This window comes from Pseudomonas sp. UMAB-40 (assembly GCF_900095275.1).
Classification (GTDB): domain Bacteria; phylum Pseudomonadota; class Gammaproteobacteria; order Pseudomonadales; family Pseudomonadaceae; genus Aquipseudomonas; species Aquipseudomonas mandelii_B.
On record NZ_LT607557.1, the window covers coordinates 83,311 to 110,085 of the forward strand.

Annotated in this window: 21 protein-coding genes; 6 read left to right on the plus strand and 15 right to left on the minus strand. The window is 60.7% G+C overall.

The window, feature by feature from the left end:
• Complete coding sequence (locus tag K0F88_RS11620) at positions 1-1,125, minus strand: GNAT family N-acetyltransferase (RefSeq protein ID WP_219095159.1); 1,125 nt, start codon at positions 1,123-1,125, stop codon at positions 1-3.
• A gap of 282 nt (positions 1,126-1,407) precedes the next feature.
• Here K0F88_RS11620 and K0F88_RS11625 point away from each other — a divergent pair, with 282 nt between their 5' ends.
• On the plus strand, positions 1,408-2,724 hold the full coding sequence (locus tag K0F88_RS11625; protein ID WP_219095160.1) for a putative porin: 1,317 nt from the start codon (positions 1,408-1,410) through the stop codon (positions 2,722-2,724).
• 126 nt (positions 2,725-2,850) lie between these two features.
• On the opposite strand, the gene K0F88_RS11630 is transcribed toward K0F88_RS11625, so the two are convergent.
• The 5 genes from K0F88_RS11630 to aceK form a co-directional block, all read right to left on the minus strand.
• Positions 2,851-3,087 (minus strand): anti-sigma factor, encoded by a 237-nt coding sequence (locus K0F88_RS11630; protein ID WP_094468599.1) that lies wholly within the window; start codon positions 3,085-3,087, stop codon positions 2,851-2,853.
• Positions 3,081-3,692 (minus strand): RNA polymerase sigma factor, encoded by a 612-nt coding sequence (locus K0F88_RS11635; RefSeq protein ID WP_219095161.1) that lies wholly within the window; start codon positions 3,690-3,692, stop codon positions 3,081-3,083. Before K0F88_RS11635 ends, K0F88_RS11630 begins: the two co-directional genes overlap by 7 nt.
• Positions 3,693-3,846: 154 nt before the next feature.
• Positions 3,847-4,968, minus strand: coding sequence for a beta-ketoacyl-ACP synthase III (locus tag K0F88_RS11640; protein WP_219095162.1), 1,122 nt, complete (start codon positions 4,966-4,968; stop codon positions 3,847-3,849).
• A gap of 323 nt (positions 4,969-5,291) precedes the next feature.
• Entirely contained in the window at positions 5,292-9,203 is a 3,912-nt protein-coding gene (hrpA, locus tag K0F88_RS11645; RefSeq protein ID WP_219095163.1) for an ATP-dependent RNA helicase HrpA, read from the minus strand.
• 232 nt (positions 9,204-9,435) lie between these two features.
• A complete protein-coding gene (aceK, locus tag K0F88_RS11650; protein ID WP_219095164.1) occupies positions 9,436-11,154 on the minus strand; it encodes a bifunctional isocitrate dehydrogenase kinase/phosphatase in 1,719 nt (572 codons plus the stop codon).
• 158 nt (positions 11,155-11,312) lie between these two features.
• On the opposite strand from aceK, the gene K0F88_RS11655 reads away from it, so the two are divergent.
• Positions 11,313-12,221 (plus strand): DMT family transporter, encoded by a 909-nt coding sequence (locus K0F88_RS11655; protein ID WP_219095165.1) that lies wholly within the window; start codon positions 11,313-11,315, stop codon positions 12,219-12,221.
• 128 nt (positions 12,222-12,349) lie between these two features.
• Here the strand turns inward: K0F88_RS11655 and K0F88_RS11660 are convergent, their stop codons facing one another.
• From K0F88_RS11660 to K0F88_RS11685, 6 genes are all read right to left on the minus strand, one after another.
• Positions 12,350-13,930 carry an aldehyde dehydrogenase (NADP(+)) gene (locus tag K0F88_RS11660; protein ID WP_094468605.1) on the minus strand — a complete coding sequence of 527 codons (1,581 nt, stop codon included), beginning with the start codon at positions 13,928-13,930 and terminating at the stop codon, positions 12,350-12,352.
• A 123-nt stretch (positions 13,931-14,053) separates the two neighbouring features.
• Positions 14,054-15,049: an AraD1 family protein gene (araD1, locus tag K0F88_RS11665; RefSeq protein ID WP_219095166.1), complete on the minus strand. Its 996-nt coding sequence runs from the start codon at positions 15,047-15,049 to the stop codon at positions 14,054-14,056.
• A gap of 38 nt (positions 15,050-15,087) precedes the next feature.
• Positions 15,088-16,263, minus strand: a complete 1,176-nt coding sequence (locus K0F88_RS11670) for an L-rhamnonate dehydratase (protein ID WP_094468607.1) — start codon at positions 16,261-16,263, stop codon at positions 15,088-15,090.
• A 325-nt stretch (positions 16,264-16,588) separates the two neighbouring features.
• Entirely contained in the window at positions 16,589-17,593 is a 1,005-nt protein-coding gene (locus tag K0F88_RS11675; RefSeq protein ID WP_094468608.1) for a 4-hydroxythreonine-4-phosphate dehydrogenase PdxA, read from the minus strand.
• Complete coding sequence (locus K0F88_RS11680; protein WP_094468609.1) at positions 17,590-18,561, minus strand: amidohydrolase; 972 nt, start codon at positions 18,559-18,561, stop codon at positions 17,590-17,592. Before K0F88_RS11680 ends, K0F88_RS11675 begins: the two co-directional genes overlap by 4 nt.
• Positions 18,554-19,825 carry an MFS transporter gene (locus tag K0F88_RS11685; RefSeq protein WP_255141787.1) on the minus strand — a complete coding sequence of 424 codons (1,272 nt, stop codon included), beginning with the start codon at positions 19,823-19,825 and terminating at the stop codon, positions 18,554-18,556. The genes K0F88_RS11680 and K0F88_RS11685 overlap by 8 nt, the downstream gene beginning before the upstream one ends.
• A gap of 483 nt (positions 19,826-20,308) precedes the next feature.
• Here K0F88_RS11685 and K0F88_RS11690 point away from each other — a divergent pair, with 483 nt between their 5' ends.
• The 4 genes from K0F88_RS11690 (at position 20,309) to K0F88_RS11705 (ending at position 24,448) form a co-directional block, all read left to right on the plus strand.
• Positions 20,309-21,325 carry a tripartite tricarboxylate transporter substrate binding protein gene (locus K0F88_RS11690; protein ID WP_094468611.1) on the plus strand — a complete coding sequence of 339 codons (1,017 nt, stop codon included), beginning with the start codon at positions 20,309-20,311 and terminating at the stop codon, positions 21,323-21,325.
• Between the two features lie 52 nt (positions 21,326-21,377).
• On the plus strand, positions 21,378-21,911 hold the full coding sequence (locus tag K0F88_RS11695; protein WP_094468612.1) for a tripartite tricarboxylate transporter TctB family protein: 534 nt from the start codon (positions 21,378-21,380) through the stop codon (positions 21,909-21,911).
• Complete coding sequence (locus K0F88_RS11700; protein ID WP_094468613.1) at positions 21,908-23,437, plus strand: tripartite tricarboxylate transporter permease; 1,530 nt, start codon at positions 21,908-21,910, stop codon at positions 23,435-23,437. The genes K0F88_RS11695 and K0F88_RS11700 overlap by 4 nt, the downstream gene beginning before the upstream one ends.
• Before the next feature lie 69 nt (positions 23,438-23,506).
• Complete coding sequence (locus tag K0F88_RS11705; protein ID WP_094468614.1) at positions 23,507-24,448, plus strand: LysR family transcriptional regulator; 942 nt, start codon at positions 23,507-23,509, stop codon at positions 24,446-24,448.
• A gap of 48 nt (positions 24,449-24,496) precedes the next feature.
• On the opposite strand, the gene K0F88_RS11710 is transcribed toward K0F88_RS11705, so the two are convergent.
• From K0F88_RS11710 to K0F88_RS11720, 3 genes are all read right to left on the minus strand, one after another.
• Positions 24,497-25,360 (minus strand): DMT family transporter, encoded by an 864-nt coding sequence (locus tag K0F88_RS11710; protein ID WP_219095167.1) that lies wholly within the window; start codon positions 25,358-25,360, stop codon positions 24,497-24,499.
• Positions 25,361-25,470: 110 nt separating this feature from the next.
• Positions 25,471-25,635: a hypothetical protein gene (locus tag K0F88_RS11715; RefSeq protein WP_219095168.1), complete on the minus strand. Its 165-nt coding sequence runs from the start codon at positions 25,633-25,635 to the stop codon at positions 25,471-25,473.
• 189 nt (positions 25,636-25,824) lie between these two features.
• Positions 25,825-26,763 (minus strand): aspartyl/asparaginyl beta-hydroxylase domain-containing protein, encoded by a 939-nt coding sequence (locus K0F88_RS11720; RefSeq protein ID WP_219095169.1) that lies wholly within the window; start codon positions 26,761-26,763, stop codon positions 25,825-25,827.
• Between the last annotated feature and the right edge of the window lie 12 nt (positions 26,764-26,775).

Consider the following 26,775-nt stretch of genomic DNA (forward strand, 5'->3'; position numbering starts at 1 on the left):
TCATGCTTGCCGATAAGGCAACGCGGTCCTCGCTTCCTCGGCATACGCCAACACCCCCAGACGCTCCTGGTGCAGGAAGTCTTTGACCGCGGCTTTCAGGCCGGGGTGACGCAGGTAATGCCAGGAATGGGTGATCACCGGTTCGAACCCGCGAATCAGCTTGTGTTCGCCCTGGGCACCGGCGTCAAAACGCTGGAAGCCATGGGCAATCGCGTAGTCCATGCCCTGGTAGAAACAGGTCTCGAAATGCAGGCGGTCGAACTCCGCCAGGCAGCCCCAATAGCGGCCGTAAAAACTGTCGCCGCCCACCAGGCTGAAGGCCATGGCCACGGGTCGTGAACCTTGCTTGGCCAGCACCACGCGAATGGCTTCGGGCATGCGCTCCGCCAGCAGGCTGAAAAATTCTCGCGTCAGATAGGGCCTTTGCCGACGCACCGCGTAGGTATTGGCGTAGCAGGCATAGACGAAATCCCACTGCGCCTGATCCAGCTGCCGACCTTCCAGCCATTCGAACTCAATACCCTGCCCCGCCACTTGCTCGCGCTCTTTGCGCATCTGTTTGCGTTTGCGCGAACTGAGGACGTCGAGGAAGTCCTGAAAGTCCCGATAGCCACGATTCTGCCAGTGGTACTGACAGCCGATCCGCTGCAACCAGCCGGGTTGTTCGGCCAATGCTGCGTCGGTGAAAGGGTCTGTGAAGTTGATGTGGGCGCTGGAGAGTTCTTCGATCTCAAGGTAGCCCGGCAGGCTCTTCAGTAGTTCAAAACCGTCCTCGACATTACGTGCCAGCAACCGCGGCCCGCTGACCGGGCTGAACGGCACGGCGGTCAACAGCTTGGGGTAATAGTCGATGCCGGCACGCTCGCAGGCATCAGCCCAGGCGTGATCAAACACGTACTCGCCGTAGGAGTGCCACTTGCGGTAACTGGGCAACGCGGCGATCAGACGCCCTTCTTCGAGGTGCAACAGATGCTCGGGCTGCCAGCCGGAATGGGGGCCGAGGCTGCCGCTGTCTTCCAGTGCACTGAGAAAGGCATGGCGCAGAAACGGCTGATTATCCGGCACCAGAGCATCCCACGTGCGCGGACCAATATCGGACAGGCTTTCCAGACGTTGCAGCGGCATTGACACCCTCTCTACTTCTTCGCGTAACAGCCCGGCGAGTATCGCCTATCGCCCGCCATTAAACATCCGTCAAAGCGCCGACAGGGCTCTGGATCAAAAGTTCAGACCGACTCTGGATCGTCATCGAGACGCCATCACTTTGCCACTGCTCTGTAATAAACCATCGCGATACTGGCGCCAGTTTTTAGAGCGTCGGGTTCTACCCGGCCACTGTTTCCGTCCATCAACGGTCGGTTGTGTCCCGGATGGCTCAGTCATCCCCTTACATCTTCGGAGATTGATATGCGTCTTGCTTCCACGAAAACTGCGGCGGCCCTGTGTGGCGGTCTGCTGCTGGCCATGAGTGTTCCGGCCAGTGCCGCAGTCGACGCCAAACTGCTCGACATGCTTAAGGCAAACGGCTCGATTACCAACGCGCAATACAGCGAACTGCAAGCCGAGCTGGCCAGGGATCAGAAAGACCAGCAAATCGCCCGTCAGGCTCAGCAAGAGACCAACGAGCAGATCGCGGCCACCGCGAAGAAAACCAATGAACTGAGCACCTTCGACCAGAAACTGGCCTGGGCCGCCAAGACCCAATTCAAGGGCGACGTGCGTTTCCGTCAGGAAACCGTCCACAACGATGGCGTTTCGAACAACAAAGACCAGGATCGCCAGCGCATCCGTGCCCGCCTGGGTGCCTACACCGAAATCAACCCGCAAGTGGACACCGGTATCCGTATCGCCACCGGCAACAACGATGACCCTCGTTCCACCAACCAAAGCCTGGATAACTACTTCGACAAGAAGCAGATCTGGCTGGACCAGGGTTACGTCGACTACCACCCCGACTTCGCCAAAAACCTGCACGTCGTGGGCGGCAAGATGCCACAGCAATGGGTGAGCATGGGCGACGTCATCTGGGATAGCGACATCAGCCCGGAAGGTCTGTCCCTGTCTTACAAATACCCACTGGGCGCCAGCACCGAGCTGTTCGGTAGCGCCGGTCACTACACCCTCAAGGACAACGTCGACGGCGACGGTGTGCAGTTCAAACACGACTTGCGTCTGTACGCTGGCCAGTTGGGTGCGCGCTTCGCTATCACCGACAACCTGAAATTCACCTTGGGTGGCAGCGTCTACGGCTACGACAACGACGACGACATCACCCCGGTTGCCGGCGTCATCCCAGGCCAACTGGCCATCAACGGCAACAGCCCGAACGAACAGTTCAAACTGTACGAAGGCTTCGGTCAGCTCGACATCGGCGGCCTGCCACTGCCGCTCTCGCTGTACGGTCAGTACGTCAACAACAAAGATGCCAGCAACGATCAGGACTCTGCTTGGCTAGCCGGTATCAAGACCAAGATTTATGGCTTCGCCGTGGACTACAACTATCGCGACGTACAGCGTAACGCCGTGGTCGGTGCCTTCACCGACTCCGACTTCGCCAACGGTTTCACCGGTTCGCGCGGCAGCAAGTTGAAAGTGAGCTACGAGCTGGACAAGAACTTCAACCTCGGCGCGACGTACTTCATGGCTAACTCGGACTACACCAACGCCACGCTCAAGGACTCGGACATCAACACCCTGCAACTGGATGCCGAAGCCAAGTTCTAAACACCGCGCAACACGCCTCGGGCCATGGAATGCCCGAGGCGCTTTCAGCCTGGCGTGGGTGAATCGATCCCCATCATCCGTTCGATTCATCCACGCCAGTCTGCTTCTCTTCCCGGCTTTTACCGGTCAGGGAACATCCTTGAGACGTTCAGCGGCCAGACGCTCGGCGATCTTGTCCACATCCGGCACCGCTTCTTCCGGCATCGCACGCAGCGTCGCCTGCATCAAACGCATCTGACGAATGAACCGCCGGCAATTGGGGCAGAACATCAAATGATGCCGCACCAGCAACTTCTCCCGAAAGCTCAACTGGCCATCGAGATAATCACTGGAACGTGCCACTTGCTCCTTACAGGTCAGCATTCGCCGGTTTCCTCAAAATGCTCCACGGTCGCAAAGACCTTCAAGCGTGCCCGATGCAGCAGCACGCGAACATTGGAGAGCGAGATTTCCAGAAGATTACAGATCTCTTCCAGTTCCAGGCCCTGACGCTCGCGCAACAGCAAGACGCTGCTTTGCAGTTCCGACAGGTTGAGCAACGTGTGTTCGAGGCATTCGCGCAATTCGCTTTCGGTGAGCAACGCCTCCGGGGTGTCCTGATGCCAGGCGAACGGTGCCACCAGCCAGTGGCCATCAGCGGACGAAAAACGATCATCATCGATGGTGCCATGGGGCGATGGAAGGTCATCAAGCAGCACCTCGCGACGGTTCTGCTTGTAACGGCCCTTCGCCGCATTGGCGGTGATGGTCAGCAACCAGGTCTTGAGGCTCGAACGCGCCTCGAACTTGCTCAGATTACGCACGACAGACAGCCACGCGTCCTGCACCACCTCATCAGCATGCCGGCTGCCGACGATCGCATAAGCCACAGCACGCATCGGGCTCTGGTAAGTGCTGACCAACTCTTTGAAGGCTTGTTGTTCGCCTGCCAGCAATCGTTGCAGCAGTTGCGCGTCGTCAGCCGCCATTCACAAACCCCTTGTCCTGACTTCGAAAAATGAGTCAGCAGGGCATCGCCGTCGGCAACGTCCTGCTGTCATTTCCGAAAGTTACAGCGTCCCGACTGTTTCGGCTGTAGGAAAAGCCACCGCAAATCAGAAGAAAGAACGACAGCCGTTAATCTCAACGCTTGCGCAAAATCACGCTACCAATCGAGTAACCCGCGCCGAACGAGCTGAGCACGGCCAGGGAACCGGCGGCCAGATCGTCCTGATGTTTGTGAAACGAAATCACCGACCCGGCGGAGCTGGTGTTGGCGTAGGTGTCGAGAATCACCGGGGCTTCTTCTTCGGTGGCTTCGCGGCCCAGCAGTTTCTTGACGATCAGGTGGTTCATGCTGAGGTTGGCCTGGTGCAACCAGAAGCGCTTCACGTCACCGACGTTGAGCTTGTTCTCTTCCAGGTGCGTAGCGATCAGCTCGGCGACCATCGGGCAGACGTCGCGGAACACCTTGCGGCCTTCCTGCACGAACAGTTTGTCCTTGGCACCGATGCCCTCTTCCGCCGCGCGGTTGAGAAAGCCAAAGTTGTTGCGGATGTTGTTGGAGAACTTGGTCAGCAGTTTGGTGCTGACCACATCGAACTGATGCTTGGACGTCGCCAGGTCGGCACGCTCGATGATCACTGCCGTCGCCGCGTCGCCAAAGATAAAGTGGCTGTCACGGTCGCGGAAGTTCAGGTGACCGGTGCAGACTTCCGGGTTGACCATCAGGATCGCCCGGGCCTGACCCAGTTGCACACTGTTGGTGGCGGCCTGGATGCCGAAGGTCGCCGAGGAGCAGGCCACGTTCATGTCGAAACCGAAGCCCTGGATGCCCAGCGCTTCCTGGACCTCAATGGCGATGGCCGGGTAGGCGCGTTGCAGGTTGGAGCACGCCACAATGACGCCGTCGATGTCGGCGGCGGTCTTGCCGGCACGCTGCAAGGCCTGTTCGGCCGCGCCGATGGCCATTTGGCAAAGCACCGACCATTCGTCGTTGGAACGCTCAGGCAGACGCGGCGCCATGCGTTGCGGGTCGAGAATGCCGTCCTTGTCCATGACAAAGCGGCTTTTGATACCGGAAGCTTTTTCGATAAACGCAGCGCTGGATTCGGTCAACGCTTCGACTTCGCCACGGGCGATGGCGTCGGCGTTATCGGCGTTGAATTGCGCGACGTAAGCGTTGAAAGACTGCACCAGCTCTTCATTGGAGATGCTGTTGGCCGGGGTGTACAGGCCGGTGCCGCTGATGACGACGTTATGCATGGTCGTTTCTCTAATCTGTTCAGGCAGAAAGCGTTGGCACCGACGTACCAACACACAAAGGGTCTGTTTCCGTCACGGGAAGCACACCTGGCATCGCTTTATTCCGATCCGCCCGAACCGTGAGAGGCTCAAAACCGCGGGGCCGGCGTTTATAGGCGCGAAGTTTGCCATAAACATTGGGTTTTGGCGCCATTTTGCGAGTCAAGCGGCCTTGCGATTCTGGTAATGATGATCGCGGATGAGGCCCTGTAGGAGCCGGCTTGCTGGCGATGGCGATTTCAAAGACGCCATCGCCAGCAAGCCGGCTCCTACAAGGGGTCGTGCTATGGCTCTACCTGGGTCCATTGCTTGTTCAGGCGCTTGTCGGAGATCGGCACTTTGGTCCCCAGTTGCTGGGCGAACAGCGAAACCCGGTATTCCTCCAGCCACCAGCGATAGAGCTCCAGTTGCGGATCGCGCTTGCCTTCCTGGGCGTGTTTGTTGGCGCGGGTCTGGTATTGGGTCCAGAGACCGGACAATTCGCCACTCCAGACCCGATCCCTCTGCACCTGAGCACCGATCTTCTCGAAGCGTTGCTCGACGGCCTTCAGGTAACGCGGCAATTCCTTGAGCCACTGCATCGGTGTTTCCCGGACAAACCCGGGATACACCAGATGACTGAGCTGCTGCTTGATGTCGTTCAAGGCCACGGCTTGCGCCAGATCAATCTTGCCCTTGAAGCGTTTCTGCAGGCCGTGCCAGTGCTTGAGAATCTCCAGCGTCAACTTGGCCAGGCGTTCGGCGTGCTCGGTCCAGCCACCGCGCTTGCGCTCGGCCAACGAGGCCAGCCCGGCGCCATCCCGCGGCAACGGGTCTTCGCCCTCGAGAATGCAGCTGTCGAGGCTGGCCAGCAGAATGTCTTCCACCAGCGCATCAATGCGCCCCAGTTCACGGTACATCAGCCCCAACTCGGTCAGCCCCGGCAGCTTGCCGCGCAGGAACTTCGCCGGCTCGGCCAATTGCTGCATCAGTAATCGTTGCAAGGCGCGGCGATGCTGGAACTCGGCTTCGGCCGGGGTCGAGAATCGACCTTCCTTGACCGTACCGCTCTCTTCCACCAGCGCCGGATACACCGTCATCGACAACCCGGCGATCTTCTGCTGGGTTTTCTCGGCGACGGCGGCAAAGACTTTCGGCTCCACCGGCTGCTGGTTTTTCGCGGTTTGCGGCACGGCCAACGCGGCTTGGCTGGCTTCGGCAAAGCGTGCCGTCAACTCGGCCAGATCTCGCCCTTCGCCGAGGAACTTGCCCTGGCCATCAACGATTTCCAGGTTCATCCGCAAATGACTGTCGACCTGCTGCGAAGCTTCCGCCCACGCCTCATCACTGACCCGCGCGCCCGTCATGCGCAGCAGCTCGCGGCCCAACGCGTGCGGCAACGAGCCCTCGGCGAAGGTCATGCGCTGCAACGCGGCTTTGACGAAGTCCGGCACCGGCACGAAATTCTTGCGCAGGGCCTTGGGCAGGTTGCGCACCAGCGCGATGCACTTGGCCTCGATCACGCCCGGCACCAGCCATTCCAGACGTTCCGGCGGCAGCATCGGCAACAGCGGCGCCGGCACACGCAGGGTCACGCCGTCACGTGGATGATTCGGCTCGAAGTGGTAACTCAGGGCCAGTTCCAGATCGCCGATGTGCAAGGTGTCCGGGTAATGCAGTGCGGTGACTTCGCTGGCCTCACGGGCCAGCACGTCTTCTTCGCGCATGATCAGCAGCTGCGGGTCTTTCTGGCTGTTGACCCGGTACCAGCTGTCGAAGGTCGCGGTCTGGTGGATCTCCGCCGGCAGTCGCGCGTCGTAGAAAGCGAACAGGGTTTCTTCGTCAGCGAGAATGTCGCGACGCCGGGCCTTGGCTTCCAGTTCGTCGAGTTGTTCCAGCAGCTGCGCATTGGCCGTCAGGCACTTGGCTTTGGATTGAATCTCGCCGCGCACCAGGCCTTCGCGAATAAAGAACTCACGGGACACCACCGGATCGATCGGCCCGTAATGCACCGGCCGGCGACCGACCACGATCAGCCCGAACAGCGTGATCTGCTCGAAGGCCACGACCTGGCCGCGCTTCTTCTCCCAGTGCGGTTCAAAGTGATTTTTCTTGATCAGGTGCCCGGCCAGCGGCTCGATCCAGTCCGAGTCGATCTTGGCGACCATGCGCGCATAGAGCTTGGTGGTTTCCACCAGTTCGGCGGTCATCAGCCATTGCGGACGCTTCTTGCCCAACCCGGAGGACGGGTGAATCCAGAAGCGCCGCTGACGGGCACCGAGGTAATCGCCTTCATCGGCTTTCTGACCTATCTGGCTGAGCAGGCCCGAGAGCACGGCTTTGTGCAGCTTCGGGTAATCCGCCGGCTCTTTGTTCAGGCTCAACTGCATGTCGCGGCAGATCAGACTCAACTGACGGTGCGAGTCGCGCCATTCGCGCAGGCGCAGGTAATTGAGGAAGTTCTTGCGGCACCAGTTGCGCAGCGGGCTCGCCGTCAGCGCCTGGCGCTGTTCTTCAAAACCGCGCCACAGATTGACCAGCCCGGCGAAATCCGAGTCCACGTCCTTCCACTGTGCGTGAGCCTGATCCGCCGCTTGCTGACGCTCCGGCGGACGCTCGCGCGGATCCTGGATCGACATGGCGCTGGCGACGATCAGCACTTCCTGCAAGCTGCCGAGTTTCGCCGCTTCCAGCAGCATGCGGCCCATGCGCGGGTCCACCGGCAGGCGCGCCAACTGGCGACCGAGCGGGGTCAGCTGGCTGTTGCGGTCGACCGCCGAGAGTTCTTGCAGCAGGTTAAAACCGTCGCTGATCGCCTTGCCATCCGGCGGTTCGATAAACGGGAAATCGGTGATCTCGCCGAGGCGCAGGTGCAGCATCTGCAAAATCACCGCTGCGAGGTTGGTCCGCAGAATTTCCGGATCGGTAAATTCCGGGCGACCGATAAAGTCTTCTTCGCCATAGAGGCGAATGCAAATACCCGGCTCGACCCGACCGCATCGACCTTTACGCTGGTTGGCGCTGGCCTGGGAAATGGCTTCGATGGGCAGGCGCTGAACCTTGGCGCGGTAGCTGTAACGGCTGATGCGCGCGGTGCCGCTGTCGATCACATAACGAATGCCCGGCACCGTCAGCGAGGTTTCCGCGACGTTGGTCGCCAACACCACGCGCCGGCCAGGGTGCGACTGGAAAATCCGCTGCTGTTCGGCCGGCGACAAGCGCGCGTACAGCGGCAGAATCTCGGTGTGCTTGAGCTGGGCCTTGCGCAGCATGTCGGCGGCGTCGCGAATCTCGCGCTCGCCGGGCAGGAACACCAGCACATCACCGGGGCTCTTGCGCTCGCTGCGTTCGAACGCGGCAATTTCATCGAGGGTGGCGAGGATCGCCTGATCCACGGTCAAGTCGTCCTCGACGCGGTTGCCCTCCTCGTCCTGCTCAAGCGTCAGCGGGCGATACCAGGTTTCAACCGGGAAGGTCCGGCCGGAGACTTCGACAATCGGCGCATCGTCGAAGTGCTTGGAGAAGCGCTCCAGGTCGATGGTCGCCGAGGTGATGATGACTTTCAGGTCCGGACGGCGCGGCAGCAGGGTTTTCAGGTAGCCGAGCAGGAAGTCGATGTTGAGGCTGCGTTCGTGGGCTTCGTCGACGATGATCGTGTCGTAGCGTTCGAGGTAGCGGTCGTTCTGGGTTTCCGCCAGCAGGATGCCGTCGGTCATCAGTTTGATCAGGGTGTTGGAATCGCTCTGGTCCTCGAACCGCACTTGGTAGCCGACCAGCGCGCCCAACGGCGTCGCCAGTTCTTCGGCAACCCGGCTGGCCACGCTGCGCGCAGCGATTCGACGCGGCTGAGTATGGCCGATCAAACCATGCTGGCCGCGGCCGATTTCCAGGCAGATCTTCGGTAACTGGGTGGTTTTACCCGAGCCGGTCTCGCCGGCGATGATCAGCACCTGATGCTTGAGCAGCGCTTCCTTGATTTCGTCGCGCTTGGCGGCGATCGGCAAACTGTCGTCGTAACGAATCACCGGCAGGCTGGCACGCCGCGCCAGCACCTGGTCACAGGACGCCTGCATGCGCGTCACCCACTGGGCCAGCTTGGCCTCGTCGGGTTTCTTGCGCAGCTCAAGCAACTGCCGCCGCAGCCGGTGGCGGTCGGCGAGCATGGCGTGATCGAGGTTTTTCAGCAGTTTGTCGATGGAAGGCGATTCGTCAGTCATCAGGTACGCAAAAGTCGTCTAGTGGCGCAGGGGGGCGATTGTCGCAGATTTGGGCGCGCGGCGACGAACTCAACCTGCCTTTGTGGCGAGGGAGCTTGCTCCCGCCCGGCTGCGCAGCAGTCGTAATCCGGTCATCGCGGTGTATCTGAAACACGACGGTGGATGGTTTTGGGGTCGCTTCGCGACCCAGCGGGAGCAAGCTCCCTCGCCACAGGGGTGTTCACTCAGGGGGTTATTCGTTATCGAGGCCTTTGCGGCGATAAGGGAACACGTCGATGATTTTGCCGGCGCGAATGGCCTCCTGGAGGCTTTTCCAGTAATCGGCGTTGTACAACTCGCCATGCAACTGGTCAAACAGCTTCCTTTGCCCGGAATCGGCAAACAGGAACGGCGGAAACTCCTCGGGAAACACATCCAGCGGCCCGATCGAATACCACGGCTCGGAGGCCATCTCGTCTTCCGGTGTACGCGGTTGCGGGATGTGGCGGAAGTTGGCTTCGGTCAGGAAGCAGATCTCGTCATAGTCATAAAACACCACCCGACCGTGCCGGGTGACGCCGAAGTTCTTCAACAGCATGTCGCCGGGAAAGATGTTCGCGGCTGCCAGTTGCTTGATCGCCAGACCGTAATCTTCAAGCGCCTCGTGGACCTGCGCCTCGTTGGCGTTTTCCAGGTACAGGTTCAGCGGCGTCATCCGCCGCTCGGTCCAGCAGTGGCGGATCAGCACGGTGTCGTCTTCCACCGACACCGTGGACGCGGCCACCTCCAGCAGCTCTTCCAGGCACGCCGGGTCGAACTTGCTCAACGGGAAGCGAAAATCGGCGAACTCCTGGGTATCGGCCATGCGCCCGACGCGGTCGACGCTTTTCACCAACCGGTATTTTTCGATCACCGTGGCGCGGTCGACGTTTTTCGACGGCGAGAAACGGTCCTTGATGATTTTGAACACGGTGTTGAAGCCCGGCAGGGTAAACACGCTCATCACCATGCCGCGCACGCCGGGGGCCATGATGAATTGGTCGTCGGTGTTGGCCAGGTGGTTGATCAGCGCCCGGTAGAACTCGGACTTGCCGTGCTTGTAGAAGCCGATCGAGGTGTACAACTCGGCGACGTGCTTGCCCGGCAGGATGCGCTTGAGGAAACCGATGAACTCCGCCGGCACCGGCACATCCACCATGAAATACGAGCGGGTGAACGAGAAGATGATCGACACATCGGCTTCATCGGTGATCAGCGCATCGATCTGAATCCCGCGCCCTTCACGGTGCAGCAGCGGAATCACCAGCGGCCATTGTTCGTCCCGGGTGTAGATGCGCCCCACCAGGTACGCGCCCTTGTTGCGGTAGAGCACCGAGGAAAACAGCTCGACGCTCAGTTCCGGGTCCTTGCACACCCAATCCGGCAGGTTCTCGCGCAGTTGGGCTTCGAGGCGGTGCAGGTCGCCGGCCAGGTCGGCGTAATCCTCGCTGAAGCTGTAATCGGCAAAAATGCTCGCGAGCATGCCGGACAACTGGCCCTGGGGCTTATAGGTTCGGGTTTGCGCGGCGCGGGCCCGGCGCAGGCTGGGCCGGGTGGTGTGGATAAACATGCAGCCGTCGCTGATCAGGTCATGGCTGAACAGCCCGCAGAAAATAGAGTTGTACCAGGTCTCGGACAGTTCATCGTCGAAACGCAGGTCGATCAGCGTGATGTAAGCGCTTTTGACCAGCGGCCAGCAGCTGACGTCCAGCGTGTCGCTGTCAAACGCGATGCGCAGCCGTTCCACCGTTTCGCTGACTTTTTCTTCGTACAGATTGATCCGCGCAGCCGAGGCGACCTGCGCCTCCTGCCACTTGGCCTGCTCGAAGCGGGCCCGGGCGCCGTCGGTGATCTGACGGAAATGCTCGCGGTAATCGTCAAAGCCATCGAGGATCATTCGGGCGATGTCGGCGGCTGGCCATTGCTGCGGCATGGGTGAGACCTCTGCGGGAATTCGTGAGCCCTGAGCTTAGCCAGTGAACCGGGTGCAGGAGAAGCGTAATTTTCGGCTCGAGTTAAATGCTCGTTTTTCGGTTGCCATGGATAAGGCGCTCGGCAACACTCTCGCCCCCATCAAGGAAGGAGTGCACCGTGAGTCCTGTCGATATTTTCCGATTGCTGTCGCTGGCCGCGATCTGGGGCGCGAGCTTTCTGTTCATGCGCATCATCGCCCCCGTGATTGGCACAATCCCCACGGCCTTTTTTCGTGTGTCGATTGCCGCCGTCGGCTTGCTGGTGATTCTCGGCCTGATGCGCATCAGCTGGGACTTTAAAGGCAAGCTCAAGACCGTGATGTTGCTCGGGGTGATCAACTCCGGGATTCCGGCGACCCTCTATTCCGTGGCCGCCCAGGTGCTGCCGGCCGGTTACTCGGCGATTTTCAACGCCACCACGCCGCTGATGGGCGTGTTGATCGGCGGCCTGTTCTTCCATGAAAAACTCACCGCAGCCAAGCTTGGCGGGGTGTTCCTCGGGTTATTGGGCGTGGGCGTCCTGACCCGCGCCGGGCCGGTGGCGTTCGACATGGAATTGCTGATGGGCGCCGTTGCCTGCCTGCTCGCCACCACCTGTTATGGCTTTGCCGGGTTCCTGGCGCGCCGCTGGCTTGACCACGCGGGCGGTCTCGACAGCCGTCTTTCGGCGCTGGGCAGCATGCTCGGGGCGACGCTGTTCCTGTTGCCGTTGTTCGGCTACAGCGTGATCAGCCAGCCACCGGCAAGCTGGGGCGGCTGGAATGTCTGGTTGTCGTTACTTGGGTTGGGGCTGATGTGTACCGCGCTGGCGTACATTATTTACTTCCGCCTGCTCAGCTCGATCGGGCCGGTGAGGTCGATGACCACGACCTTCCTGATCCCGCCGTTCGGGGTGTTGTGGGGAGCGCTGTTGCTGGATGAGCCGTTGTCGATGGCGCATATCTACGGCGGGGTGTTGATTGCGGCGGCGTTGTGGCTGGTGTTGAAGCCTTCGGTGGTGAAGGCTGCGGCGGTGACTGCCAAGTAATTTGTTGAGGCTGATGCCGCCATCGCGGGCAAGCCCGCTCCCACAGTGATTGATGTCGTACACAGATTCTGTGATCAATACCGAACCCTGTGGGAGCGGGCTTGCCCGCGATGGCGGCAGCCCAGGCACTACAAAGCTGACTGACTCACCTCCCCATCCACCAACCGCCGAATCCCCAGTGGATTGGCGTTCTGCAACGCCTCGGGCAACAACGCATCCGGGTAATTCTGGAAGCACACCGGCCGCAGGAACCGGTCAATCGCCAAGGTGCCAACCGATGTGCCGCGCGAATCAGACGTCGCCGGATACGGCCCGCCATGCACCATCGCCTCACACACCTCGACCCCGGTCGGGTAGCCATTGAGCAAGATCCGTCCGACCTTTTCCTGCAACGACTCCGCCAACCAGCGGTACTCCAGCAATTCGTCCGCCTCGCCAATCAACGTCGCCGTCAATTGCCCGCGCAGACCGTGCAACGCCGCCGTCAGCTGCGCCCGGTCCTCAACCTCGATGACGATGGTGGTCGGTCCGAACACCTCTTCCTGAAGCAACTCATCGCCCTTGAGCAACAGGCTGACATCCGCCTTGAACACCTGTGGTTGCGCCTGATTGCCCTGTTGCGGCTTGCCCGCCAGGTGCGTCAGCCCCGGATGTTCATGCAACGCCCCAAGGCCGAGGCTGTAACTGACCAGCGCGCCGGCATTGAGCATGGTCTGGGCCGGTTGCTGGTTCATGCTGGCGCAAAACGTTTCCAGGAACAGGCTGAACTGTGGCGAGCGCAGACCGATGACCAGGCCCGGATTGGTGCAGAACTGCCCGCAGCCCAGGGTCACCGAACCGGCCAGTTGCGCAGCGATTTGCTCGCCACGCACCTTGATGGCTTCGGGCAGCAGGAACACCGGATTGATGCTCGACATTTCGGCAAACACCGGGATCGGTTGCGGCCGCGTTGCGGCCATGTGGCTCAGGGCATTGCCGCCCTTGAGCGAACCGGTGAAGCCCACGGCCTGAATCGCCGGGTGCTTGACCAGCCATTCGCCGACACCCCCACCGTAGATCATGTTGAATACGCCCGTCGGCATTTCGGTGCGTTCGGCGGCGCGAATGATCGCGTCGGCGACCCACTCGGCCGTCGCCATGTGCCCGCTGTGCGCCTTGAACACCACCGGGCAACCGGCGGCCAGCGCCGAAGCGGTATCGCCACCGGCGGTTGAAAACGCCAACGGAAAGTTACTGGCACCGAACACGGCGACAGGCCCCAAGGCAATGCGGTACTGACGCAGGTCTGGACGCGGCAACGGCTGGCGATCCGGCAGTGCCCGATCAATGCGCGCGCCGTAGAAATCGCCGCGACGCAGGACCTTGGCAAACAAACGCATCTGGCCGCTGGTGCGCCCGCGCTCACCCTGGATACGCCCGGCCGGCAACGCAGTTTCGCGGCACACAGTGGCCACGAAGTCATCGCCCAGGGCATCGATTTCATCAGCGATGGCATCGAGGAATAGCGCACGTTTTTCCGCGCTGAGGTTGCGGTAGACCGGGTACGCGGCCGCCGCAGCGTTGGCGGCCGAATCCACTTCCGTTTCAGTGGCCTGGAAAAAACGGCCCGGCAGTGCTTCGCCCGTCGTGGCATCGAGGCTTTGCAGTTGCTGCGTACCGTTGGCGCTGCGCCGGCCGCCGATGTAGTTGTGTCCGAGAAATAGGCTCATGTGGATTCCTTGATCAATTGCAGACCTTGTAGGAGCCGGCTTGCTGGCGATGGCGGTGGCTCAGGCCACCTCAATGTCGACCGACACGACGCAATTCGCCGGCAAGCCGGCTCCTACAGGGGGTCAGAGTGTGCGCACCTGGCCGATGGCCAACGGCTGGGCACTTTCGCCGATGCCGTTTTCCAGGGGCGCGCCGAACTCATCGAGGCTGATCTGGAAGCGATCCCCTGGCTGGGTTTTCACCCCGTCGGCAAACGACAACGTTGCGGTGCCGAAGTAGTGCACGTGAACGTCGCCGGGGCGCAAAAACTGCGCGTATTTGAAGTGGTGGAATTCGAGGTTGGCGAGGCTGTGGCACATGTTGTCTTCGCCGCTGAGAAACTCCTTTTCCCAAATCGTTTCGCCGTTGCGCTTGATCCGACTGGTGCCTGCAAGATGCCTGGGCAATTCACCGACACGCAGCTCCGGACCGTAGGCGCAGAAACGCAGTTTCGAATGGGCGAGATACAGGTAATTGCGCCGCTCCATCACATGGTCGGAGAACTCGTTGCCCAAGGCATAACCGACGCGGTAAGGCTGGCCGTCGTCGCCGATCACGTAGAGGCCGGTCAGCTCTGGTTCTTCGCCAGCGTCTTCGGCAAACGGCGGCACCGGGAAGTCCGCGCCGGGGCGCACGACAATGCTGCCGTCACCTTTGTAGAACCATTCCGGTTGCGCGCCGACCTGCCCGGCCGCCGGTTTCCCACCCTCCAGACCCCACTTGAAGATGCGCATGGTGTCGGTCATGCCGGCTTCAACCGCGCCCTCCTGCTGGTGCATTTTGTCCCGTGCCGAGGCGCTGCCCAAGTGGGTCAGGCCGGTGCCGCTGATCAGGCAATGGGCCGGGTCTTCGTGGTCCAGCGGCGGCAGGACTTTGCCCTGCTGCAACAGTTTTGAGTAATCCGGTCCCGGTTCGGTGCCGCGCTGGGCGACTTCTTCTTGCAGGCTGCGTTGGGCGCGGATTGCCGCGAGGGCCAGTTCACGGGTGCTGCGGGTGCCTTGCAGCACCTGGACCTGCGAGCCCTCGACGAGACCTACCTGGCGTTCACCGGCAGTGTTTTCAAATTGAATCAGGCGCATGACGGCCCTCCAGAAATTCGTGATTTGTGGCGAGGGGGTCACTCGATGATGTTGAAGTCGCTCAAGTACTCATCGGAGATTTCCAGGCCCAGGCCGGGCTTGTCATCGTCGAGCTGGATGTAGCCGTTGACCGGTTGCGGCTCGCCCTTGAACACGTAGTAGAAGAGTTCGTTGCCGACCTCGACGTCGAACACCGGGAAGAACTCGGCCATTGGCGAGGCGGTGGTGGACATGGTCAGGTGGTAGTTGTGCATCTGCCCGGCGTGCGGGATCACCGGCACCGACCAGGCCTCGGCCAGGGCGTTGATCTTGCGCGCGGCGGTGATGCCGCCGACGCGGTTGGTGTCGTACTGGATCACGTCGACGGCGCGACGTTCCAGCAGGTCCTTGAAGCCGTAGGAGGTGAACTCATGCTCGCCGCCGGAGATCGGCATGATCCCCATTTTTTTCAGCTCGATGTAGCCTTCGATGTCGTCGGCGATCACCGGTTCTTCGAGCCAGCGCGGTTCGAACTCGGCGAGTTTGGGCAACATACGGCGGGCGTATTCCAGGGTCCAGCCCATGTAGCATTCGAGCATGATGTCGATGTCAGGGCCGGCCAGATTACGCAGGGCGCGCACTTGCTCAATGTTCTTGCGCATGCCCGCCGGGCCGTCTTTCGGGCCATAGCCGAAACGCATTTTCAGCGCGGTGAAACCCTGGTTCAGATAACCCTGGGCCTCTTCGAGGAACAGGTCGAGGTTGTCGTTGGCGTAGAGCTTGGAGGCGTAGGTCCAGATCTTTTCCTTGGTCCGGCCGCCGAGCAGTTTGAACACGGGCTTGTTAACGGCTTTACCCATGATGTCCCAGATCGCGATGTCGATCGCCGAGATCGCCGCCATGCCGATGCCTTTGCGGCCCCAGGCGTGGCTCTGGCGGTACATCTTCTGCCAGATGTATTCGTTGTCGAACGGGTCTTCGCCAATCGCAATCGGCGCCAGGTAGGTGTCGATGATTTCCTTGGCCACACGCGGCGCCAGGGCGCAGTTACCGATGCCGACGAGGCCGGTATCGGTCTCGACTTCTACCACCAGCCAACCGTGGAAACGAAACGAGCCCATGGCGTCGCCGCGCTCGAACAGGATGTCGCTGGCGTTGGTGCAGAAGTGTGCTTGAGGCGGAACGACTTTGCCTTTCCACTCAAAAACGCGGGTACGGATGGCTTTGATTTTCATGAATACAGTTCCTTGCGCTGCCGGTTTTTTGTAGTTGTCGGGTCGCTGCGCAGAGCCGCTCGGGTGGCGGGTTCCGGCATTCGATGAAGCGACTTTAGCCAGCGCTCGGGGGGTGCGGATAATCACTTATGCGTATCCGGCGATAACCTGCGGTGATAGGAAAAAGCGGATATTGGTTAGATCGGGTTATCAGCCACACAAAAAAACAAATGTGGGAGCGAGCCTGCTCGCGATGGCGTCAGGCCAGGCACTTCTAGTGACTGTCAGACCGCTATCGCGAGCAGGCTCGCTCCCACAGGGGATTTATGCAGTTTTAGGAATTGGATCAGTAGCTGTTGACGCCCATCCGGCAGGCGATTTCGAATGCCTGGCGAATTGCGCCGACGTTTGCCTTGCCCTGCCCCGCGATGTCGAAGGCGGTGCCGTGGGCCGGTGTGGTGATGGGGATCGGCAAGCCGCCCTGCACCGTCACCCCACGGGAGAAGCCCATCAACTTGATCGCGATCTGCCCCTGGTCGTGATACATCGTCACCACGGCGTCAAAGGCACTGGCATCGCCTTGGACCTTGAGGAAAATCGTGTCCGCGGGGTATGGACCTTCGGCCGCAATCCCCAGCGTCTGGGCCGAGCGAACCGCCGGGCCGATGATGTCCAGTTCTTCGCGTCCGAACGAGCCGTTGTCGCCGTTGTGCGGGTTCAGCCCACACACACCGATGCGCGGTTTTTCCAAGCCGTTGCGCTTGAGCGCGGTGTCGATCAGCTGGATCGCTTCCACCACCCGCGTCTGGCTGAGCATGCCCGGCACTTCCGCCAACGCCACGTGGGACGTCACGCGGGAGGTCCAGAGGTTGTCGAGCACGTTGAATTCGCAGAACGGCCCGTGGAAACCCAGCAACTCGGCGAACCAGTGCAACTCATCGCTGTGGGCCATGCCGGCCATGTGCAGCGAGGTCTTGTTCAACGGCCCGAACAGCACCGCGTCAGTGGTCCCGGCCTCGGTCAGGCGCAGGGCTTTTTCCAGGGTGTCGAGGCTGTAGCGACCGCCGATGACACTGGCTTCACTGCGTGGAAACTCACCAAGGGTGTCGCCACGAAAGTCATAGAACAGCGGCGTGTCATCACGAAATTCCAACTGATCCAGCGACTCGACGCGACGGTAAGGAAACTCCGTCCCGGCGATGCGCATGCCGCGACGCATTTCGGCCTCGTCGGCAATCAAAATCACGTTGGCCTGGCTGCGCACTTGAGGCTCCGCAAGCAGGCGTGCGATCAGTTCCGGGCCGATGCCTGCCGGGTCACCCAGCACCATCGCGATGGTTGTCTTGTTCATGCTTCACTCCTCAAGGATTCAGGCCATTGGCGGTCAATGGCGCAAGGCTCGCAGCGATAGACTCTCTGCGCGTTGCTGTAGAACAGTCGCTCCTGATCGGCGCTCGGCAGATCAGCAACGATGGATTTGAAACCGCTGTAGATGTCGTCGAACGAGCCGCACAAGCTGTCCACCGGAAAGTTACTGGCGAACATCGCCCGGTCAGTGCCGAACATGGCGATCACTTCACGCACGATCCAGGCGTTGTCCTTGGCGCGCCATGCCTGGCCCCTCTGGCCAAGGCCGGAAATCTTCACCTGCACATTTGGCCAATTAGCCAGGCGCGCCATCGCCAGGCGCCAACCGGCCAGGCCCTCGGCGCTGCGGTCATTGGGCAACCCGGCGTGGTTGAGAATCAGCGTAGTGCCGGGAAAGTCCCGGGCCAACCGTTCAGCCTCGTGCAGGTTCCACCAGGGCGTCTGCAAATCGAAGTGCAGCCCCAGCCCTTCAAGCGCAGCAAAACTGCGTCGCCAGTGTTCGTCGCTCATCAGGCTGCGTACATGGCCAACCTGCGCCGGTGAAGTCGCTCCGCCCGGTTTGTGGCGCACGCTGCGCACGCATTTGAAGCTCGCTTGTTCGGTCAGTACCGCGAGGGCGTCCGGGTGATCGAGCCAGGCCTGCGCCACGACCGCATTGGGTACGCCGTAACGGGCCGTCAGACTCTCGATAAAAACGGTTTCGCCGATCGGGTCTTGCGGGTCCCATTCGGTCTCGACGTACACCGTTTGCACCACGCAGTGCGGGCCGGCGTCAGCGAAATAGTCCTCAGGAAAATAGCGCCGCTTGATCGCGCTGTAATCGCCGTAGCGAAACGGGATGTTGGCTTCGGGCGCCAGCCACGGATGGTCATTGATCGCCGGGTCCCAGAAGTGATGATGGGCATCGATGATCGGTCCGTTCCATGTTTTGTCAGATAAGCGTTCACCCATGGCGCACCTCGTCGAGACTGATGAACAACGTCGCCAGCACAAAGACTGCCGAGCACACGGCAAAGAACCCCAGCACCGGCGCAAAACCTCCGGTCATTTGCACAATGATCCCCACCAGGATCGGCACCGCGATACCGCCGGTGCTGCCGGCCATGTTCATCACGCCGCCGATCAACCCGACCCGTGCCGGTGCCGCCAGCAACGCCGGGAAGCTCCAGTAGAGGCTGCCCCACATCAGGAAAAATGCGGTCATGGCCAACAACGCCACGGCTGCAAAAGGATTGCTCAGGGTCGGCAACAACAGGAAGGCGCCGAGGGCGACCAGACCGGAAAACGCCAGCAGGCTCTTGACCGCCACGCCACGGCTCACACCCTTGCGGATCAGCCCGTCGCAGAGGAAACCACCGGTCAGCGAACCCAACGCGCCGCACACGAAGATCACGAAAGTCGCCGCGCCGATGCCTTTGATATCAAAGCCGCGAGCCTGCGCCAGATAACTCGGACCCCAGGTCAGCAAACCGAAATACACCATCGCCCAACTGGCACGGCCGATCAGCAAGCCGCTCAGGGAGCGGGCCGCGATGCCCAGGCCTTTGACCGGCACACGGGCGGCTTCGGCAGCGGGCGTCGCACGCCCGGCGTTGATTTTCTCCAGCTCTTCGGCATTCACTTGCGGGTGAGTGGCCGGGTCATCGCGCAGATAACGCCGGGCCAGCCAGGCCAACACCAGGGTTGCGATCCCGGCAATCACGAAGGCCAGGCGCCACGAATCCAGGGATGCAATCAGATAGGCAATGATCAACCCGCCCAGCGCAACGCCCAATGGGCTGCCGCTGTCCATCAACACCGCGCCGCGACTGCGCTCGCTCGGCGCCAGCCACAGGGAAATCAGCTTGCCGCCGGACGGAAACAACGGCGCCTCGGCGGCACCGAGTGCAACCCGGGCGAACAACAATGACAAGCCGCCGGTGGCAAACGCCGCGAGTACTTGAAAGGTGCCCCACAATCCCGTGGACCAACTGATGACCCGATGCGGGCCGAAGCGGTCGATCAGCCAGCCGCCGGGAATCTGCAACAGTGCATACGCCCAGAAGAAGCTGCTGAGGATCAGCCCTTGCATGCTTGGCGACAGGGAAAATTCATGGGCAATGGTCGGCATGGCGATCGACAGCGAGACCCGGTCGATCAGGTTGACCATGGTCAGCGCGAAGACGATCGCAAAGATCCGCCAGCGCACGCTGCTGGCTTTGGTGACGCCGGTCATTGGTGTGGCCGTTGGCTGGACACCTGCGCCGGGCAGATTCAGGGAAGCACTGGGACGAGCCATGGTGCGTACCTCTTTTATTATTTTTGTGAAGTGCAGACGTCGATTTCTGTAGGAGCCGGCTCCTACAGGGCTCGGCGTTCTGCCGCGTTTTCACGGCATTGGTGAGTACTATCGAAGCCTCAGTGATAACCGTCTAATCAATCATTGAGATACGGCGATAGCCTCGGGTTATGGCATACCCCGCTTTCAGGGGGCTTTCACCGCAGGCCGTCTCTACTGACTTTCCTCCCAAACGGCTCTGGCGCAAAGCTTCCAGCGATCACCCCGGATTTGCCCGTCGCGACCTATAACCACAGGCTATCGGTGTATGTTTTGTTTTGACTAGACGCCGAAGCGGAGGCTTCCCACACTCAGGCCAGGCTTGCAGCTTCTGAGCACCGACAAGTCATTCATAACAATTACAAAAAACGAGGCCCTTCCATGCGAAATGCATTCGTCCATCGCACATCCCGTCTGGTTCTTGGCTGCACGCTGATCGCCGCCGGCGCCCTCCCCGCGCTCGCCAACGCTGCCTGGCAGCCGGACAAGAATGTCGAAATCGTCGTTGCCGGCGGCCCTGGTGGCGGTACTGACCAACTCGGTCGGCTGATCCAGTCGATCATCACCACGCACAAGTTCCTCGACGTCAATACCATCGTCCTCAACAAGGGCGGCGGCAACGGCGCCGAAGCCTTCCTCGACCTGAAAATGAACAAGGGCGATCCGGAAAAACTGGTGATCGGCACCAACAACATCTACCTGTTGCCGCTGGTGTCCAAGCTTGGCTATCAATGGCAGGAGCTGACCCCGGTCGCGGCCGTCGCCGAGGACGACTTCATTCTCTGGAGTTACAAAGACGCGCCGTGGAAAGACGCCAAAGGCTTCTATGCAGCGGTCAAGGCTGACCCGTCGAATCTGCGCATGGGCGGCAGCCAGTCCAAAGATGTCGACCAGACCCTGACCCTGCTGCTGAACCAGACCAACAACAGCAAACTGGTGTACATCCCGTTCAAGAGCGGCAGCGAAGCCGCGACCCAACTGGCCGGCAAACACATCGCTGCGAACGTCAACAATCCCAGCGAAAGCATCAGCCAATGGCGTGGCGACCAGGTCGAGCCGCTCTGTGTGTTCAGTAAAGAGCGCATGAGCTATACCGAGAAAGTCGCCGGCGATAAATCCTGGGCCGATGTCCCTACCTGCCACGAAGAAGGCCTGGGCATCGATCAGTACCGCTTCCCGCGCACCGTGTTCATGCCCGGCGAAGTCACCGCCGAACAGCGGGCGTTCTATGTCGAACTGATGCGCAAAGTCACCGAGACCCCAGAGTTCAAGGCCTACGTGAAGCAGAACGCGCTGGTGCCGACCTTCCTCGAAGGCGAGCCGCTGACCGCCTACATTGAGAAAGACACCGCCCGCGTCACGCCGGTGTTCAAAGAAGCCGGCTGGCTGAAAAACTGAGTTGTTCACGGCCGAGCGCGTGCGCACGGCCGTCACCTCTGGAGGTGCTTTCATGTCCCATTCTTCGGATTCACCGGCGCTGGTCGGTACCCGCTGGGTCGAACTCGGCCTGACACTCTTCACCACGCTGATCGGCGCGGTGGTGATGTTTGGCAGTCTCGAACAAGGTATCGGCTGGGGCGATTCCGGCCCCGAGCCGGGTTACTTCCCCTTCTACATCGGTTTGCTGTTGAGCGCCGCGAGCGTGGGCAACGGCGTGTTGACCGTGGTGCGCTGGCAAGCCCTGAGCATTGCATTCGTCAGCCGCAGTGCATTCCGCCAAGTGTTGTCGGTGTTCATCCCGATAGCGCTGTTCGTCGGCGCCATGCCGTTCACCGGCATTTACGTGGCTTCGGCATGTTTCATCGCCTGGTTCATGTGGCGTGACAAGGTCCGCGCCAAGCCTTATGGCAAATGGATGATCGGCACCGTGTCCCTCGGCGCGGTGCTGGCCAGCTACCTGATTTTCGCGTTGTGGTTCAAGGTCCCGCTGGATGCCGGCCCGATGGGCGACTGGATTGCACTGGCCGGGAGAAGTTTCAAATGAGCGAATTCGACTCCCTGCTGCAAGGCATGAACCTGATCCTGACCCCAGGCCACATCGGCCTGATGGTGATCGGCGTGCTGCTGGGCATTCTGGTCGGCGTATTACCCGGCCTCGGCGCCCCCAATGGCGTGGCGTTGCTGCTGCCGCTGACCTTCACCATGTCGCCGGTGTCGGCGATCATTTTGCTGTCGTGCATGTATTGGGGCGCGCTGTTCGGCGGCTCGATCACCTCGATTCTATTCAATATCCCCGGTGAGCCCTCATCGGTGGCGACCACATTCGACGGTTACCCGATGGCCCGCGAAGGTCGCGCTGCCGAAGCGTTGACCGCCGCGTTCAGTTCGGCGCTGATCGGCGCCCTGGCCGGGGTGTTGTTGCTGACGTTCCTGTCGACCAAGATTGCCGCGTTTGCCATGTCCTTCAGCTCGCCGGAGTTCTTCGCGGTGTACCTGTTGGCGTTCTGCACCTTCATCGGCATGAGCAAGAACCCGCCGCTGAAAACCGTGGTGGCGATGATGATCGGTTTCGCCATGGCCGCCGTGGGCATGGACACCGTGTCCGGCAACCTGCGCCTGACCTTCGATCAGCCAGCGTTGATGACGGGCATCAGCTTCGAGGTGGCCGTGATCGGCTTGTTCGGGATCGGCGAAATTCTCTGCACCGTTGAGGAAGGCCTGGTGTTTCGCGGCGAGCATGCGCGCATCACGCCGATGATCATCCTGCGCACCTGGGCCAAGTTGCCGCGTTACTGGTGGACCATTGTGCGCAGCACGCTGGTCGGTTGCTGGATGGGCATCACGCCGGGCGGTCCGACGGCGGCCTCGTTCATGAGCTACAGCCTGGCGCGGCGCTTCTCGAAGAACCGCGAGAACTTCGGCAAGGGTGAACTCGAAGGCGTGATCGCCCCGGAAACCGCCGACCACGCCGCCGGCACCAGCGCGCTGTTGCCGATGCTGACCCTCGGCATTCCCGGTTCGGCCACTGCGGCAGTGATGCTCGGCGGCTTGATGATCTGGGGCCTGCATCCTGGCCCGACGCTGTTCGTCGAGCAGCATGATTTCGTCTGGGGCCTGATTGCCAGCATGTACCTCGGCAACGTGGTGAGCTTGATTGTGGTGTTGGCCACCGTGCCGCTGTTCGCCTCGATCCTGCGCATTCCGTTCTCGATTATTGCGCCGATCATCATCATGGTCTGCGCCATCGGTGCCTACTCGGTGCACAACTCGTTCGTCGACGTGGTGTTGATGCTGGGCTTCGGCGCACTGGGTTATCTGTTCAAGAAACTCGGTTACCCGATTGCTCCGCTGGTGTTGGCGGCGGTACTGGGCGACAAGGCGGAAGATGCGTTCCGTCAGTCGATGCTGTTCTCCGATGGCCATCTGGGGATCTTCTGGTCCAACCCGTTGGTGGGCTGCCTGACCACGGCGGCGTTGCTGATGCTGTTCTGGCCGTTGATTTCCAAGGCCCTGGGCACCCTAATGGGGTTGCGCAAACCCCAGGTCGCCAAGCCTAAATCGGTGCTGTAACGCGGCAATGCTGGCAACGCCTGGCATTTGTTGTCAGGCTTGCCGCAGTCCTAATTGCGAGCACGGCCCATGACCCGAATTCCTGCTGCCAATGTGATTCACAGTCGACTGCGTCTGCGCCAACTGCGGCTGATGCTGGCGTTGCAGGAATTCGGCTCGTTGCGCCGCGCCGCCGACCACATCGGCATGACCCAACCGGCGGCGACCAAGATGCTGCATGAAGCCGAGGACCTGCTCGGCGTCGAACTCTTCGAGCGTCTGCCCCGGGGCATGCGCTCGACCCCGTTCGGGGAAACCGTCATCTACTACGCGCGCATGGTGTTTGCTGAACTGAGCGGCATGCGTGAAGAATTGGTCGCGCTCGAATCCGGCAACCTTGGCCGGGTCGCGGTCGGGGCGATTCCCGCGCTGGCCTCGGGGCTGTTGACCCGCACCATCGCGACCTTGAAGCAAAGCCATCCACGCTTGTCGATGAGCATTCAGGTCGACACCAGCGACGTGCTGGTGCAGGCGCTGTTGCAGGATCAACTGGATATCGTATTGGGCCGGATCCCGGCAGGCGCGCGGGCCGAAGAGTTGCTGTTCGACAGCCTCGGCGAAGAAGCCTTGTGCGTCATTGCCGGTGCACAGAACCCGTTGGCCCAGGAGAAAAACCTGAGCTGGGCCGAGTTGCAGAACATGACCTGGGTGCTGCAACAACAACCGAGCCCGATGCGCGCGATCATCAATCAGGTGTTCCACAATGCGCGGGTCGACATCCCCAGCAGCATCGTTGAAACCACCTCGATCATGACCTTGCTGTCCTTGATCCAGCAGACCGACATGCTCGGCGTCACGCCGGTGTCGGTGGTGGAGGATTATCCGGGCCGTGATCTGCTGGCGGTGTTGCCGATCAAATTTGAGGCACGGCTGCCGCCGTATGGGCTGATCACCCGCCGTCACCGGATTCAATCGTCGGCGATGCAGGCGTTCATGAATTCGGTACGGGCTGAGCATGCGCTGGCCAAATAAAAAAAGGCCCGGGGCAGATGCTCCGGGCCTTTTCGTTTTCACGCTGCTTTACGCGGTTTTACGAAACACGAACACCAGACCGACAATAATCAGCACCATCCCAAGCATGCTCAATGCCGCCAGCCGATTACCGAAAATCAGGTAGTCCATCACCGCTGTCACGGCAGGCACCAGGTAAAACAGACTGGTGACATTCACCAGATTGCCCCGGGCGATCAAGCGGTACAGCAGCAACGTTGCCAACACCGACACCACCAACCCCATCCACAACACCGGCACGATGAACCCACTGCTGTGTTCGAAATGAAACGGCTGAAACGGCACGAAGATCCCGCAGAGCAACAGCCCCGCGAGGTACTGCACCGGCAGCGTGCCGAGCGGGTTGTCGGTGATGCGCTTCTGCATGATCGAGCCGAACGTCATGCTCGCCAACGCCAGCAAACCGAAGAGCATCCCGGCCAAAGACATGCCGGCCAGACCGATGCCCTGGTAAACCACCATGATCAACCCGGCCAGGCCCAGCGCCAGGCCGAACATCCGGCTGGCCGAGCGCTGACGCTCCATGATCACCACCGTGAGAATCGGCTGCACGCCCATGATCGTGGCCATTACGCCTGGGGTGACTTTGAGGTCCAGGGCCAGCAGATAGAAAATCTGATAAGCCCCCAGCAACACCACGCCCGTGGCCATTGCATACAACATCGGCTTGCCGCCCTTGGGCAATTTCAGCTTGAGCAACGGCACCAGCACTATCAATCCGCACAAGGCGATGGCAAAGCGAATCAGCAAAAAGGCAAAAGGCGATGCGTGGGCCAGGCCCCATTTGGAGAAGATCGCACCGCTGCTCCACAGCAGAACGAACAGGCTCGTGGACGCCGCCGCGAGCGCGGATTTTTTCGACAGGACAAACATGAATACCACCTGTAGTCAGGCAAAAAAGCCAAGTCAGCCGAAGCTGAAATTCAGTAGTTTTTCAGGCGAAAACTTTTTAGACGGGCATGGGAACAGCAGAAAAAAGCTGATCAGCCCGAAACGCCAACGCCCGGCGGTGATACGACTGCGTACACCGGCGTGCTACTGACAGGTGGGGGGTAATGACTGATCTGCGCAGGCTGCTGATTCCCGCACGGCACGACGCCAGCATTGACCGCTGAATCGACTACCGCGTTGATGAGGGAAGCTGGCATGGGCTGATCTTTTTTGATGAGGTGGACGGTGGGGTAAGAGCACCACCGAGCGCCGACTATAACCAGCGGCGGACATGAATTGCAATGACTTGGACAAAGGGCCAGTAACGACACCTCGTCGCGGGCGCATCATTTAAATTTCCCCCATAAAAAAACCACTCCCAAGGAGCGGTTTTCTATTAAATCCAGTCAGCCAAACAACCAATACCCCAACAACGTCAGCACCGCCACCGCCAGCACCGGCCGCAGCACGCGGTACGCCTTGGGATTACGACGCTTCCAGCGCTTGACCACGCCGCTGACCTTGTCGCTGGAGTTCTTGCTCCAGGCATACGCCTGGTTAATCCCGCCGACGCGTTCATCATCAAGGTTCTGAGGCGCGGTGGCGCGACCGAGCAAGCCGCTGATCCAGCGGTTGATACGGGTCATGACGCGGTTGCTCAACGGTCGTTCGATGTCACAGAACAGAATGACCCGGGTTTTCTCGGTTTCGTTCTTGACCCAATGCACGTAGGTCTCATCGAACATCACGTCCTCACCATCGCGCCAGGCATACACCTGACCGTCGACAAAGATGCGGCAATTATCGGAGTTAGGCGTCGACAGTCCCAGGTGATAACGCAAGGAACCGGCAAACGGATCGCGGTGCGGGTTGAGGTGGCTCCCGCCCGGCAGCAACGCAAACATTGCACCTTTTACGTTGGGAATACCGCTCACCAGCGCCACGGTTTTCGGGCACAAGGTTTCGGCTGACGGCAAGGGTTTGTCGTACCACTTGAGGTAGAAACGTTTCCAGCCTTTCTTGAAGAACGAACCAAAACCGGCGTCGTTGTTCTTTTCGGCGGCGCGGATGTAACCCTCGTCGAACAGGTGCATGGCTTCGTCGCGGATGACTTCCCAGTTGTCCTTGAGCACGTCCAGCTCCGGGAATTTGCTGCGGTCCAGATAGGGTTTGGACGGTACGCTGGAGAACAGGTACATCAACGCGTTGTAAGGTGCAAACAAGGCCGAGTGGTTGACGAACTGACGCAGAACCGGCAATCGCGACTTGCCGCGCAAATGCACATAGAGCGTGCTGCCAAGAAATAGCAGCAACACAGACGCTTTCGCGGCAAAGGAAAAGGTCATCTACGGCTCCTT